This is a genomic window from Pseudoalteromonas sp. APC 3694, assembly GCF_030407565.1.
GTDB classification, from domain to species: Bacteria; Pseudomonadota; Gammaproteobacteria; order Enterobacterales; family Alteromonadaceae; genus Pseudoalteromonas; species Pseudoalteromonas tetraodonis.
On the sequence record NZ_JASDDE010000035.1, the window covers coordinates 1 to 13,890 of the forward strand.

At 37.3% G+C, this 13,890-nt stretch carries 13 protein-coding genes; 7 read left to right on the top strand and 6 right to left on the bottom strand.

What is annotated here, in order from left to right; all coding sequences use genetic code 11:
- Positions 1 to 3: 3 nt before the first annotated feature.
- From QMA00_RS12540 to QMA00_RS12555, 4 genes are all read left to right on the top strand, one after another.
- Positions 4 to 765, top strand: coding sequence for a DeoR/GlpR family transcriptional regulator (locus QMA00_RS12540; protein WP_011330173.1), 762 nt, complete (start codon positions 4 to 6; stop codon positions 763 to 765).
- Positions 766 to 1,054: 289 nt separating this feature from the next.
- Positions 1,055 to 2,023, top strand: a complete 969-nt coding sequence (locus QMA00_RS12545; RefSeq protein WP_033103173.1) for a class 1 fructose-bisphosphatase — start codon at positions 1,055 to 1,057, stop codon at positions 2,021 to 2,023.
- Between the two features lie 111 nt (positions 2,024 to 2,134).
- Positions 2,135 to 3,031, top strand: coding sequence for a fructose bisphosphate aldolase (locus tag QMA00_RS12550; RefSeq protein WP_008468085.1), 897 nt, complete (start codon positions 2,135 to 2,137; stop codon positions 3,029 to 3,031).
- Between the two features lie 122 nt (positions 3,032 to 3,153).
- Positions 3,154 to 4,770 carry an FAD-dependent oxidoreductase gene (locus QMA00_RS12555; RefSeq protein WP_008468086.1) on the top strand — a complete coding sequence of 539 codons (1,617 nt, stop codon included), beginning with the start codon at positions 3,154 to 3,156 and terminating at the stop codon, positions 4,768 to 4,770.
- Positions 4,771 to 4,911: 141 nt separating this feature from the next.
- On the opposite strand, the gene QMA00_RS12560 is transcribed toward QMA00_RS12555, so the two are convergent.
- The 5 genes from QMA00_RS12560 to QMA00_RS12580 all read right to left on the bottom strand — a co-directional run bounded on the left by QMA00_RS12560 (position 4,912) and on the right by QMA00_RS12580 (position 10,981).
- Positions 4,912 to 5,955: a patatin-like phospholipase family protein gene (locus QMA00_RS12560; protein ID WP_076922793.1), complete on the bottom strand. Its 1,044-nt coding sequence runs from the start codon at positions 5,953 to 5,955 to the stop codon at positions 4,912 to 4,914.
- Between the two features lie 183 nt (positions 5,956 to 6,138).
- A complete protein-coding gene (locus QMA00_RS12565) occupies positions 6,139 to 7,545 on the bottom strand; it encodes an alanine/glycine:cation symporter family protein (RefSeq protein ID WP_008468088.1) in 1,407 nt (468 codons plus the stop codon).
- Between the two features lie 332 nt (positions 7,546 to 7,877).
- Positions 7,878 to 8,873 (bottom strand): patatin family protein, encoded by a 996-nt coding sequence (locus tag QMA00_RS12570; protein WP_076922792.1) that lies wholly within the window; start codon positions 8,871 to 8,873, stop codon positions 7,878 to 7,880.
- 224 nt (positions 8,874 to 9,097) lie between these two features.
- A complete protein-coding gene (locus QMA00_RS12575) occupies positions 9,098 to 10,090 on the bottom strand; it encodes an LLM class flavin-dependent oxidoreductase (protein WP_076922791.1) in 993 nt (330 codons plus the stop codon).
- A gap of 144 nt (positions 10,091 to 10,234) precedes the next feature.
- Positions 10,235 to 10,981, bottom strand: coding sequence for a siderophore-interacting protein (locus QMA00_RS12580; RefSeq protein ID WP_033103170.1), 747 nt, complete (start codon positions 10,979 to 10,981; stop codon positions 10,235 to 10,237).
- A gap of 103 nt (positions 10,982 to 11,084) precedes the next feature.
- Here QMA00_RS12580 and QMA00_RS12585 point away from each other — a divergent pair, with 103 nt between their 5' ends.
- The 3 genes from QMA00_RS12585 to QMA00_RS12595 all read left to right on the top strand — a co-directional run bounded on the left by QMA00_RS12585 (position 11,085) and on the right by QMA00_RS12595 (position 13,243).
- Complete coding sequence (locus QMA00_RS12585; protein ID WP_028834599.1) at positions 11,085 to 11,504, top strand: MarR family winged helix-turn-helix transcriptional regulator; 420 nt, start codon at positions 11,085 to 11,087, stop codon at positions 11,502 to 11,504.
- A gap of 81 nt (positions 11,505 to 11,585) precedes the next feature.
- Positions 11,586 to 11,999 carry a translesion error-prone DNA polymerase V autoproteolytic subunit gene (umuD, locus tag QMA00_RS12590; protein ID WP_013463339.1) on the top strand — a complete coding sequence of 138 codons (414 nt, stop codon included), beginning with the start codon at positions 11,586 to 11,588 and terminating at the stop codon, positions 11,997 to 11,999.
- Positions 11,987 to 13,243: a Y-family DNA polymerase gene (locus QMA00_RS12595; RefSeq protein ID WP_076922790.1), complete on the top strand. Its 1,257-nt coding sequence runs from the start codon at positions 11,987 to 11,989 to the stop codon at positions 13,241 to 13,243. Before umuD ends, QMA00_RS12595 begins: the two co-directional genes overlap by 13 nt.
- Here the strand turns inward: QMA00_RS12595 and QMA00_RS12600 are convergent.
- A complete protein-coding gene (locus QMA00_RS12600; protein ID WP_008468096.1) occupies positions 13,240 to 13,695 on the bottom strand; it encodes a hypothetical protein in 456 nt (151 codons plus the stop codon). The two genes, QMA00_RS12595 and QMA00_RS12600, sit on opposite strands and share 4 nt — an antisense overlap.
- Positions 13,696 to 13,890: the final 195 nt, after the last annotated feature.

Sequence of the window (13,890 nt, forward strand, 5' to 3'; positions counted from 1 at the left end):
AAAATGACCCAAGATCAGAGACACGAATCTATATTAAAACTATTAAAAGAAAGAGATTCCATTTCTATTGAAGAATTAGTTGAGCACTATAAAGTCACTCCACAGACGATAAGACGCGACCTTACCCATCTTGCAAAGTTAAACAAATTAAGGCGTCATCATGGAGGCGCTAGTGTAGTCTCAAGCATTCAAAATATGGCGTATCAAACTAGAAAAATCATGGATTTAGAAGCTAAACAAAAAATAGCGCAACATTTAGTTAGTATGATACCAAATGGTTCTTCTTTATTTATAAATATAGGAACAACGACTGAGACTATAGCTAAAGCACTTCTATCGCATGAAAACCTTAAAGTTGTAACTAACAATTTAAATGTTGCTGCTATATTAGGCGTTAAAAAGGATTTTTCAGTTCTTATAGCAGGAGGAGAAGTTAGACATAGAGATGGTGGTATTATTGGTGAAACAACTGAAGATTTTATCAATCAGTTTCGTATGGACTTCGGCATTATCGGCATAAGTGGGATAGAAGAAAATGGTTCTCTACTTGATTTCGATTATCGTGAAGTTCGTGTTGCTCAAGCAATCATCAAAAATTCACGTAAAGTTTTACTCGCCGCTGATAATTCAAAATTTGGTAGGTGCGCTATGGTTCGTTTAGGTAACATTAGTCAAGCAGATGACTTTATTACTGATGCTAAACCACCTAAGAGTATTCTAACCTTACTTTCCGAACATGACGTTAAGCTTCATATAGCACGATAGTAGTCAATCTAAACCATCTAATACATACAGAACAATTCAAATAATTTCAAGTAGATACCATGAATTTCGTTGTTAATGTACTTAATAATTAAATAATAAATTGGTTAAATTAATATATAACTTTGTAATTCCCTCCTCTATTTCACTCCTGTATACCAGAATTTATTTTCTTTTATGTACTTTAATGTTTGCAAATGTTCGCAAATAAGTGATACTTTTAAAAATGAACATAAAAGCAAATTAAAACCATGTATTACTCTTTAGTATTAATGTTATCGATAAGGCACCAATGAAAAACCTATATACACAATTAGAGCAGGATAACGTTCCAAAAACACTCACACTGCTGATCCAAAGCATAGTTGGTGCATGCACAGAAATAGCTACTCGTATTAATCATGGTGCATTATCTGATGTGCTTGGCTCATTGCCTGATCACAATGTACAAGGAGAGGTACAAAAGAAGTTAGATGTTATCGCTAATAATATTTTGATTGAATCTCTAAAAAAGAATAAGCAGGTTAGAGCTGTCGCATCTGAAGAAGTAGAAGACATTATATTATGTAATAGTTTTGGCAAATACCTTATTTGTTTCGACCCATTAGATGGTTCATCTAATACTGATGTAAATGGTTCATTAGGTACTATTTTTTCTATATCTTCAGCTTCTCCTGCCCAAACAGAAGTTAGTGAAGAAGACTTTTTTTCTACAGGAAGATCAATTATCGCTGCAGGCTATGTTCTATATGGCCCATCGCTTATGCTTGCCTTATCAACAGGTTCAGGAACACATATTTATACATTAGATCCCTCAAATAATAACTTTATGCTCACACATCCTAATTTAAACATTCCAGAAGATACGAATGAATTTTCATTTAATTTATCAAACCAATTTAAGTGGCCTGAAAATGTACAAAAATATATTGTTGATTTACAGCTTGGTACCGATGGTATCCGAAAGAAAAACTTTAATATGAGATGGTTGGGAGCCATGGTAGGTGATATGCATAGAATTCTATGTAAGGGAGGTATATTTGGGTACCCTGAAGAAAAAAACTTTAAATACGGTAAATTAAGATTACTTTATGAAGCAAACCCAATTGCATTTTTAGTAGAGCAAGCAAATGGTTTAGCAAGTAATGGGACTACTTCTATTTTAGACACTGTGCCTTCAAGTATACATCAACGGATCCCTGTATTTATTGGTTCTAAGAATGAAGTTCTACTTATAGAAAAGTATGCTTTAGGAAAATAAAAAACATACATTATTACTTTAAGAGTGACATCTGTATTTATATAGAAATTGTATCTAACTTTACTTTTGTTAAGAAACATATCTGCTTTCAATTATTTAAAGGTTAAAATCATGTCAATAAGACTTAACATGCTAGAAAAAATAAAAAATAGTCAAGGCTTTATAGCTGCACTAGATCAAAGTGGTGGGAGTTCACCAAAAGCTTTAGAGCAGTATGGTATCTCATCTAGTGAGATTTCATCTGATGAGGAGATGTTTAAATATATACATTCTATGCGAGCACGAATAATTTCAAGTAGTCCATTTAATTCACAAAAAATATTGGGCGCAATTCTATTTAAAGATACTTTAAATCGTTACATTGAAAATATTCCAACAGCTGAATATTTGTGGAAACATAAAGAAATTGTACCATTTTTAAAAATAGATGAAGGTTTAATGCCTGAATCTGACGGTGTACAGTTAATGAAACCCATTAAAAACCTTGGTTCAATACTAACGGTTGATACTAATTTTGTTTTTGGCACAAAAATGCGGTCTGTTATAAAACAAGCTAGTCGTATTGGTATCCAAAATGTTGTTAAACAGCAATTTGAAATTGCAAAAGAGGTAATAAATTCAGGGCTAATGCCTATTATTGAGCCTGAAGTTGATATTTATTGCGAAGAAAAGCAATCTGCAGAACTCATGTTGCATGATGTAATTATTGAAGAGCTGAATAACCTTGAAGATGGACAGCAAGTAATATTAAAACTCACGTTACCTGAAGTGCCTAATTTATATAAAGATCTTGCAACACACCCAAAAGTTTTAAAATTAGTTGCTCTATCTGGTGGTTACTCTATTACACAAGCCAATGAAAAGCTAAAAAGAAATACTGGTATTATTGCTAGTTTTTCAAGAGCATTATTGATTGGCCTACATCATGACATGTCTGATAAAAAGTTTGATGAAAAATTAAATAATTCTATAGAAGCCATTTATGAAGCTTCAATATATAAATTATAAGTAATCCAACTTTCATAAGCATAAAAACTTTATACGTAATCTTTTATAGCTCTAGCTTGTACGAAAATAACCTAACCAAGTAGATATAAAAGGCTAGTAATTAATAATAGGTAATCCAAAAAATGAGCCAACTGAGAAAGAATAATATAAAAAAACTTCCTCAAGATATATTCGATGTATTGATAATTGGAGGGGGTATTAATGGTGCAGTATCAGCTGCAGCATTAGCTGCAAAAGGCGCCAAAGTTGCATTAATCGATAAAGGAGATTTCGCTGGTTTCACTAGTTCAAACTCATCTAACTTGGCCTGGGGCGGCATAAAGTATTTAGAAAGCCATGAATATAACTTGGTAAATAAACTATGTAAAAGTAGAAACCATTTAATGCGCAGCTACCCATCGACAGTTAAAGAAATTCGTTTTTTTACCAGTATTCAAAAAGGCTTTAGATTCCCAGCTTTCTTTGTCTATTTAGGAACAATCGTCTATTGGTTTATGGGCCGATTTTTTACACAATCGCCTCGCTACCTTAATGCAAAAAAAATTAAATCATTAGAGCCAGTCGTCAACACTACAAATGTAGAAGCCGGTTTTGAGTATTCAGACAGCTTTTTATTAGACAACGATGCCCGGTTTGTTTTTAACTTTATTCGCTCTAGTATGAGCCATGGCTGTATCGGTGCTAACTATGTAAGTGCACAAGGCTCAAACCGTACAGATGATATTTGGACAACAAATGCAATGGACGAAATAACGAAAGAACAATTTTCGATACGTTCTAAAGTAATTATAAACGCCGCAGGCCCTTTTGTTGATCCTATTAATATTACTAACAGTCAAACTACAGCACATCACCATTTATTTTCAAAAGGTATTCACCTTATTGTTGATAAAATTACTAGCAGTAATAAAGTACTTACATTTTTTGCTGACGATGGCAGACTATTCTTCGTGATCCCTATGGGACCTAAAACTTGTATTGGTACAACTGATACACAAGTTGAAAGCCCACATTCGCATGTTACTGATGAAGATAGAAAGTTTGTGTTAGATAATGCGAACAAGTTACTAGAACTGGATAAACAGCTCACAAAAGACGATATAATAGCTGAACGATGTGGTGTAAGGCCATTAGCAATTAAAAAAGATGGTAATGGTAAGGCTGACTGGGTGCAATTATCGCGCAAACACGCAATCGACACTAACTATGAGAAAAAATACCTTTCTATATTTGGTGGGAAATTAACTGATTGTATCAATGTCGGTGATGAAGTTGCTGAGTTAATCAAAAAGCTTGGTATTAACCTTCCTTACGAGGATTACAAATGGTACGGCGAGCCTGACGATACTGTCAAAAATGAATTTATGCATCGTGCTAAGCTAATGAATTTAGACGGCTTAACTCCCAAAACATCTACTGAAGTACTCAGCAAACGCTTTTGGAGACGTTACGGAAGAAATGCAATTAACATGTTAGAAAAAATTCGAGAAGTTCCTGAAAAAGCTGAGCTTCTAATTAAAAATTCAGAGTATTTACGTGTTGAAATTGAACATGCTGCCGAACGAGAAATGGTAACTAAACTAAGTGATTTTTTACGTCGCCGCTCTAAAATATCACTGGTTGTACGTAAAGAAGATATCCTCTCTGATCCGGGGCTACAAGAGGTATGTCATATTCTATTTGGTGAAGAAAATGCGCAAGCCAGGCTTCAAGAATATATAGAGGAAATATCCCAATAACCCATCGATTCCGTGATTTTATTTAAATACACAGCAATCAAAACCAACCATAGGGCTAATTTTCATCACTATATAATCGCGATGTAAACTAGCCCTTTTATATAACAATAAATGCTTCATTGCATCAGCAAAATTGGCAATTTATTCAATTGGTATTATTTTAAAATTATTATATAACTTCTCATCAAACGCCTCTGCTAATCTTTCTGTTTCACTAAATACTGTATTCCAATATTTAATGCGTGTGTCGGCATCTAGATCGGTAAAATCATTTCTATCTGGAATTTTTCCGTAAGGTAAGCCTGCTATAAATTCTTTTGATGGCGTGATCATCACAACGTTATCATAATTTTGTGGTGATACTTTACGTTTTAAATTTTTATCAAACCACCCTGCTTTTGGGTCGCTATTAAAGTGCGGATATAAAATGAGTCCTGGGTTATTAATTTTTAAATCAAAGTGGTAATCAATAATGCCACCATCGCGATAAATACCCGCGGGTGTTCCGGCAATATTTTTAATGCCTTGCATAACTAAAGGTATTGAACCCGATGCAAGTAATGCCTCTTTTAAATTATTTTGGGTAAGCGCTATTTTTTGTGTTTTAAAATTATAGCTGTCGGTAATTGATAAGTCGCTTGTTGCTGGGCCAAATATAAAACGCTCATATTGCGATCCTAAATATTTTCGGTTTACTCGATTAAGCATATAACTTTTTGATAAACCCATAAGCTGTAATAATTTATTTTCACTGGCTATAAATCCATTCGATTTTGCCACTATAAAATGTGCTTTAAATACGGGGTTATTTATAATTTCAGCCACGCCGTTATCACCAAACACATCTTCAAGCAGTGCGCGGGCTTTAGTGGTAATTTCAGCTGGTGTTGGTTTATTACTAGAGTATCTGGTTTGCGAATACGATGTTGCTAAGCGCTCAATTGCTGCAACCGGATCATTTTGCGCAAAACACGCTGAGCGAAATGCCCCGGCCGATGAGCCAATTAAGTTAAGCGGTTGTTTATGGTTTTTAAAAAACTCACCAAATATATATTTGTCTAAACCAAACAAGGTAAACCATTTTGGCCCGCCGCTGGCACCTAAAAATGAGCTGAATAATTCGGGTTTAAGCCCCTGTTCGTTTATTATTTTTGCAGCAGTTTTACCTGCGTAAATGTTGATCATCTAAAAATTTAGCCTATAAAATCTGTGGTTAATTGTGCTGCTTATTTCTATTTAATGGCATATACTTGTTAATTACTTTGTATATAACCAGGCTAAAAATAGAATAGTTATGCAAAAATAAAAACGGTTTTATGCTGCCATAAAACCGTTTATTAATGCTAAAAGTGACTTAATATACGTTAACTAGTCCCAAATGCCGGTTTCGCATTTACCCTGTACTTTTACATCATTTACTTTAAATTCGGGCTCTAAGCCTTTTTCGCGTTGTGTATGATAATCGCGAGTAACCGCTAATATTGTTGGGGTTAGCAATATAATAGCGATAACGTTAACCACTGTCATTAAACCTAAAGCAATATCGGCTAAATCCCATACTTGCTTTAATGTGGCCGACGCGCCCCACAACATCATTGATAAATAAAGCAAAGTATAAATACCACGGCCCATTTTGTTATCGAGTTTAAATAAGTGCAAGTTACTTTCTGCGTAAGCATAGTTGGCTACTACAGACGTAAAGGCAAACAAGGTAATAGCGGCTGCTACAAAGTACACACCCCCTTGTGCTAAATGTGCGGTCATGGCGCTTTGCGTTAAACGTATACCTTCCATTTCGCCGCTTATGTCTATGTCGGCAAGTAAAATAATAACCGCAGTACAGCTACACAATACTATGGTGTCGAAAAACACCCCTAACATTTGAATGTAGCCCTGTGTTACCGGATGATTAGGCAGTGGGCTTGCACTGGCTGAAGCATGTGGCACACTGCCCGCGCCCGCTTCGTTTGAATAAAGGCCACGTTGAATACCATTTTTTATTGCTGCGCCCATCGCGCCTGCACCTGCTTCTTGCAGCCCAAATGCTGATAAAAATATATCTTTAAGCATAGCAGGCACTTGGGTGAAGTTTATTAAGGTAATAATAACTGCAACAAGCACAAACACTATGCCCATTACCGGTACTACGCGCTCAGCAAAGCGGGCGATTGCTTTAAAACCACCCACAATAATAGAGCCGGCTAACACAGTGATCACTAATCCAGAGTAAAAGGTTGGAATTTCGAAGGCAAAATTAAGTGCATCGGTAATGGTGTTGGTTTGCATGGCGCTAAAGGTAAAGCCGTAACCTAAAAATAAGCACAGTGCAAAGGTAATAGCAAAGGCTCGATTACCTAACCCTTGTTGAATATAATACGCAGGGCCGCCTCTAAACTCTCCTTGGCTGTCGCGCACTTTATATACTTGACCTAATACACTTTCGGCAAAGCCTGTGGCCATGCCTAATATGGCAATAACCCACATCCAAAAAATGGCACCACTTCCACCAAGTGATATAGCAACGGCAACACCTGCTAAGTTACCCGTGCCTACCCGCGCACATAAACCAGTACACAGCGCTTGAAATGATGATATGTCGCCTTTTTTACATTTGCTGCTGCCTTTTAGTAAACTAAACATATGTTTAAATTTAAGTATTTGAATGGCTTTTAAACGCACCGAAAACCAAATACCAGCAAAAAGTAAAATGTAAATGAGTACTTGGCCTTCGCCCCATAAAAGGCTATTTACACTTTTGATCAGCGTGTCGAACATCAGGCTTCCTTTTTATTATTATTTGCCACGGTATTAATTTAGCGACGTGAGTGTTTAAGTTTAGTAGAGACTTAGCTACTTTATAATAAAGCCAATTAGATGTGAATTATTTTTCTTTATTAATGAATAAAAATTCACCCAGCAAACTGACTTATATTGCAGTGTAATTGCTGATGTAAAAAGAATGTTTTAGAAAGGAATTAGTCGCGTGCTTTAATAACCGTTAGCGCATTATTTTCGAGGTAAAAAACCGAATATTTCTCACGGCTAAATGACTGCCATGAGAACACAGTAAATGCTGATTTATTATCTTGCTGATAATAAACAAACAGCTACGCTATGTAGCTGTGTTTATAATCATCCTGATCTGGGTGATGGTTTTTTAAGTAGTTATTGCCTGCTGCTAAACCAAGTTTATAGTCAAATCGTAAGTCATCATTTGAGCTGCCTAATAACTTACTATAAAGCTTTTGATTTGCAAAAATTTGGATTATTTCTACATCTTTTGGTGGGTTTGCAATAAATGCTAACTCATCTTCGTAGGCTTGCTCATGTTGTAATAAGTAATCTATTGTTTTTGGGCAATAGCCAGATACTTCAACAAATGATTTTAATTTACTTATCCATGCTGATTGAGCCTGAAAAGCTTCATCAACGGTGCGTATAACCACAATTTTGCGTGCGCCACGATTATAGGCTTCGCGTACAGGAAGCGGTGCGGCAAGGCCACCGTCTAAGTAAAAATCAGACTCTGACTGTATCTCGGTTTTACCTAATTCATTTGCGGCTAATGCATTTAACCACGGCGTCAATTTTACACCTTGCTTATATAAAAATGGCAGTGCACTTGACGCTTTTAATAGCTCTCGCCATTGTTGGCCTTCCCCTGTTGGGGATAAAAAATAAGGTTTGCGATCACGGGCATTGGTTGCCGTAATTAATAGCTCACGGTCGCCTAAACTGGCTTTTGCGGTTTTAAAATCAAGCGCTCTATTCACTTCGGTGGTTTTATCAAAGTACCAATCTAGGTCAACAATATGTTTACCCATTAAGCCGCGACCTAATTGAAAAAAACGTTTATGACGCGAAAGGCCTCTGATCAGGCGTTTAGCATAGCCTTTTTGACGCGCCAAATAGCTCGTTAAGTTTTGAGAGCCTGCAGATGTGCCAATAAATAAGTCAAATGGATCATACTCTTGCTCTAACCAGGCATCGAGTACACCCGCGGTAAATATCCCTCGTTGTCCGCCACCTTCTGCTATCAGCGCTACTTTTGGCTGCACTGAGTTGTTGCCTGAATGGGGTGTCGTACTATTTTGAGATTTCACGCTTTACCTTCCTATTTATTTAGCTGAATTGTGTTGCATACCCTTATAATAATCGTTCAATATTCATAATTAAAATTGATTGTTTAAATCAGTTCTATTGAAAAAATAGAACAAGCTTTTTCATTGCCACTTTTTAAAATAATGTAAAATGGCCCCGACGTAATCAACTTTAATCTTTTTAATAGCATAACAAGCGTTGAGTGTACGCTTGCTTAACCAATTGCTTATCCGTGTTTTATTTGCATTAAAATTTCAAGCGCCTTATGGCGTTTTTCATTATCAAATAAGTCATTGGTGAATATAAGCTCATCGACCCCTAATTGATTTACGATCATTTCTAACTTGTGTTTAATACTGGCTGGCCCACCGGTAACACTTAACCCTAAAAAGCTCTCAACATGAGCGCGCTCTTGTTCGCTCCACAAACCTTCCATTGTTTCTACTGGGGGTTTTAACCACAACTCGTCGCCTCTAATTAACGATAACACTCGCTGCTTAGATGTAGTTGATAAGTACTGTGCTTCTTCATCTGTATCGGCAGCCACTAAAGGTAATGCCAACATGACATAAGGCTTAGCTAATACACTTGATGGTTTAAATTCTCGTTTATACAAGGCTACTGCATCATGCACAAAACGCGGTGCAAAGTGCCCCGCAAATACATAGGGTAATCCTTTTTGTGCAGCTAATTGCGCACTAAATAAACTTGAACCTAAAAGCCAAATGGGAACATTGGTGTTTTCACCAGGTATTGCTCGCACGCGCTTAGTTCCCTCATAAGGGCCCAATAATGTTTGTAACTCGCTCACTTCATTAGGAAAGTTTTCAGCACGGCTGATATCGTTATTTAATGCACGACTTGTCACAGGATCGCTACCTGGGGCGCGCCCTAACCCTAAATCAATTCGACCTGGGTATAAACTTTCTAAGGTGCCAAATTGCTCAGCAACAACTAAAGGAGCGTGATTAGGTAACATAATTCCACCCGACCCTACGCGTATTTTTTTAGTGTTGCCGGCTATGTGCCCTACTAAAATTGAAGTGGCGGCACAAACAATCCCAGGCATATTATGATGCTCGGCTAACCAAAAACGGTTAAAACCTAATTGGTCTGCTTTTTGTGCGTAGGCTGTACTTTTGTTTAAGGTGTCACTAACCGTGGCCCCTTTTTGCATAGGCGCCAGTTCTAGTAATGAAAAAGGGATAGTTGATAACAAAGTAGTACCTCCAAATTAAATAGCGATTTATAGCGCTAGCCATAAATAATGAGTCTATGCTAAGAGATGGGTGTGTATGACAGTCAATTCAAGGCGCCTTGCCTTTTAAAAGCTAAATAGCGATGTGATTGAACAACAATTAAGTTAGCTATTTTTAGCAGCAGTGTGTTGGCGCTTTAGTTTATAAGCTTCTGAATCAAGCCCTTTTTTCCAATAGCCCGATGCAACAATTTGACTGCGCGGTATAGCTAATTCATCAGTTAATATGGTTTTTGCTTTACGGACTAATCCGGCTTCAAGTGCCATAAATACAATAGGTTGTTGCTCACTAAGTGGTAGCGATTTTAATGCGTTTATCATATCTGTATCGGGGTTATTTGTTATTAACCAAGTTACATCACGCGAGGAGTCTAAGCTAATCACATCATCTTTTGTTGGTGCATGAATAATCGCGTCAATTTTTGCGTTTATAGGCAATTGTTGCACGTAGCCTTTAATTGCATTAACCGAAGTTAAATCGCCAAGTAATAGATAATATGAATGATCATAGTTATCCAACTTTTTAGGGCCTGGCCCTGCTATACCCACTTCATCGCCTACTTTTGCTTCTTTAGCCCAATTAGTGGCTGGACCTTGGTGCATATTTATCACAAAGTCGAGGGTAAGTGCACCAGTGTGCTCATCAACATGTCTTATAGTGTATGAACGCATACACGTAGTTTTAATATTAAAGTCAACGAGGCCATTTTGTGGAATAAGCACCTTAACGTAGTTACCAATGTATTGGGCACTCAGGTCGTTAAACTCATCTGAGCCAACAATAATGCGTTGTAGATGTGGGGTTATTTGCTTTGTGCTTAATACGGTTGCTTTGCGTACTTTTTTACCCATATAAATTTACCTCATTAAAAAAGATGAATTGCACAACGCCCCATTGGTTGATAAAATCAACTATAACAATTTAATTGACTTTGTCAACTATAATGGAGTTATTATGAACTCATCATTGGCCAATACATTATTTGCTTTAATGCAAAATTATCGCGTTACCATACGCGAAGCCATTAATGCAGGTGAGCTTGGGTTAAACGCGATGCATGTGCGTTGCCTGCATATTATTGCAGCGACACCTCAGTGCACTGCTAACGATATTGTGAATCAAACCCAACGCGACAAAGCCCAAATAGCACGGTTAGTGAAAGAACTGCTCGCGCTAAACTTAATTCATAAAAATGCCAGTGAGCATGACAAGCGTTGTTTTATTCTGTCGTTTACCGCACAAGGGTGCACGCTTTACGACAAATTATTAAACGCTGAGCAGCATGTAAATGCGCAAATGTGTAAAAACTTAAACCCACAGCAAATCAATGACTTCTTAGATACAGCTCAGCAAATGATCAAAAATATGGATTGATCGCAGATCCATTACTTGGCATAACTTATATAAAACGCATATACTGTACACTTATACAGTATATGCGTTTTAGGTTGTGTTATGTTTGTTATTCCCATTTATATAGAGGCCGGTGTATGCGGATTTGAGTCACCTGCAGCACAATATACAGAGCTTGGCGTTTCACTTGATGAGTTATTAATAAAGCATCCTGATGCCACGTTTATTGGGATAGCGTCTGGGTGCTCTATGCAAGAAATTGGTATTTTTGAGGGCGACTTACTGTTGGTTGACCGTGCAGAAATACCAAAAGATGGCGATGTTATTGTGGCTAACTTAAATGGTTTATTTGTATGTAAGCTGCTTGATAAGACCAATGCACGCTTGCTATCAGCCTCTTCTGCTTATAAGCCGGTGCAATTGACTGAGTCAGATGAGTTTCAGCTTGAAGGTGTGGTAACTCGCTCTATTAGGCTGCATCGCCAAAGCCCTGAGTTACTTTCATGTATGCCTTAGTTGATGCCGTTGCTTTTTATGCCAGTGCAGAAAAAGTATTTGATCCGGCTATTCGCTCAAAACCTGTGGTGGTGCTTACCAATAACGACGGTTGTGTGTGTGCGGTCTGCCCGATTGCGCGTAAGCTTAATATTCCTAAATTTGCCCCTTACTTTAAAGTTAAGCAGTTACTAGAACAAAACAATGTGGTTGTACGCTCTAGTAACTATGAACTATACGCTAATTTAAGCGACCGGATGATGAGTGTAATTGGCCGCTTTTGTGACACCCAGCATGTTTACAGTATCGATGAATCGTTTTTACACTTTAATGGTTATCAACCTTTAATTAACGATTGGCAAGCATATGGGCAACTAATTAGGCGTACTGTATGGCGCGAAACCAAACTCCCTGTTGGGGTTGGCTTTGGGCCAACACCGACCTTAGCCAAAGCCGCTAACCATGCAGCTAAAAAACTAACTGGCTTTAATGGTGTTGCAGTGATTGACGATGAAGTAAGTCGCCGCACTATTTTACAACAAATGCACTGCCAAGATGTTTGGGGGGTGGGCAAACGTTTAGCTAAAAAGCTGGCTCTCATGGACATTCATACCGCGTGGCAACTGGCTGAGCAAAGCCCAAAAACAATTCGCCGCCAATTTAGTGTGGTGCTTGAGCGCACAATTAACGAGCTCAACGGCATTACCTGTTTAAACTGGGATGATGTACGCCAAGATAAACAAGCTATTTTTTCAACTCGTAGTTTTGGTCAGCGACTTTGCGACCCCGATGCAGTTAAAACCGCCCTAATAAATCATGCTAGTGTAGTTGCACAAAAATTAAGAGCACAACAGTCGCTCACTCATCGTATTTATATTTTTGCTGCCAGCTCATCACATGAACACGCCTTTTATAAAAAGTCAGTTATGTATCAATTTGATCCGCCCACTAACGATACTCGCGTTATGGCCAATGCGGTATCAAAGAGTTTTGAGCAAATATATCAACCGGGAATTCGATTTTATAAATGTGGTGTGGGCGCATTAGAGCTCAGCCCGCAGCAGTTTCAACAACATCATTTATTTGATAAGCAAACCGATAACCCGCAGTTAATGGGCTGCTTAGATGCGATAAATCATAGATACGGTAAAGGAATGCTTAGCGTGGCGAGCAGCCAATTAAATGATCATTGGCATATGAACAGGGCTTTTTTATCGCCGCAATACACGACTCGTTGGCGTGATATTCCAAAAATACAGTGTTAGTCGGCAACTTTAATAAATTCACATTCTACACTCGGATTGTCCAATGTGTATTTAAGCGTATTGCTGGTTAAAAAAGTAATGCTTTGTTTAATCGTTCCTTCATGGATAGGATTATCACAGCGGCTCATGCGTAAGCTATTTTCTAGGCCATCTGTTTTATATTTTAGCGAGCTGGTAATAAAACAATAATTTGGTTTTTCAATGGTACGAGTACCATTGTGTAAGGAGTTAAACAAAATCTCTTTGCCTAAGCTAAAACCTTGCTCAGGATCTTCAGGGTTATTAAATTGTAATCGGCTATTAGTACATAACCCAGAGTTACTTGAGGTCACTTCGTAATTACCCAGCTTAGTTTGTAACAGCGGAATAAAGCGAGTTTTATTACTTGGGCCTGCTACTGCATAGCAGCTAAAAAGGCTTATGGTAAGTAAAACCAGTGTGAAAAATTTCATTATAGGCTCTATCCTCGTGTATCAAATATGATCAAGCACTGTGACTATGCTTAGCTATTTCTAACTATAACAGAGATTTACTATAAAAGATGTGAAGTCGTTATAGCATAAACACGTCTTTAAACTGTATTTAAAAATACGTAGCTAACAACAAATAAGATTACATTTTAAAACAGTTCAGTTAGTGAAATAAGA

Excerpts from the sequence above, each read along its gene's own strand:
- QMA00_RS12540 (WP_011330173.1), top strand. The coding sequence starts at position 4 with ATGACCCAAGATCAGAGACACGAATCTATATTAAAACTATTAAAAGAA.
- QMA00_RS12545 (WP_033103173.1), top strand. The coding sequence starts at position 1,055 with ATGAAAAACCTATATACACAATTAGAGCAGGATAACGTTCCAAAAACA.
- QMA00_RS12550 (WP_008468085.1), top strand. The coding sequence starts at position 2,135 with ATGTCAATAAGACTTAACATGCTAGAAAAAATAAAAAATAGTCAAGGC.
- QMA00_RS12555 (WP_008468086.1), top strand. The coding sequence starts at position 3,154 with ATGAGCCAACTGAGAAAGAATAATATAAAAAAACTTCCTCAAGATATA.
- QMA00_RS12560 (WP_076922793.1), bottom strand. The coding sequence starts at position 5,955 with ATGATCAACATTTACGCAGGTAAAACTGCTGCAAAAATAATAAACGAA.
- QMA00_RS12565 (WP_008468088.1), bottom strand. The coding sequence starts at position 7,545 with ATGTTCGACACGCTGATCAAAAGTGTAAATAGCCTTTTATGGGGCGAA.
- QMA00_RS12580 (WP_033103170.1), bottom strand. The coding sequence starts at position 10,981 with ATGGGTAAAAAAGTACGCAAAGCAACCGTATTAAGCACAAAGCAAATA.
- QMA00_RS12585 (WP_028834599.1), top strand. The coding sequence starts at position 11,085 with ATGAACTCATCATTGGCCAATACATTATTTGCTTTAATGCAAAATTAT.
- umuD (WP_013463339.1), top strand. The coding sequence starts at position 11,586 with ATGTTTGTTATTCCCATTTATATAGAGGCCGGTGTATGCGGATTTGAG.
- QMA00_RS12595 (WP_076922790.1), top strand. The coding sequence starts at position 11,987 with ATGTATGCCTTAGTTGATGCCGTTGCTTTTTATGCCAGTGCAGAAAAA.
- QMA00_RS12600 (WP_008468096.1), bottom strand. The coding sequence starts at position 13,695 with ATGAAATTTTTCACACTGGTTTTACTTACCATAAGCCTTTTTAGCTGC.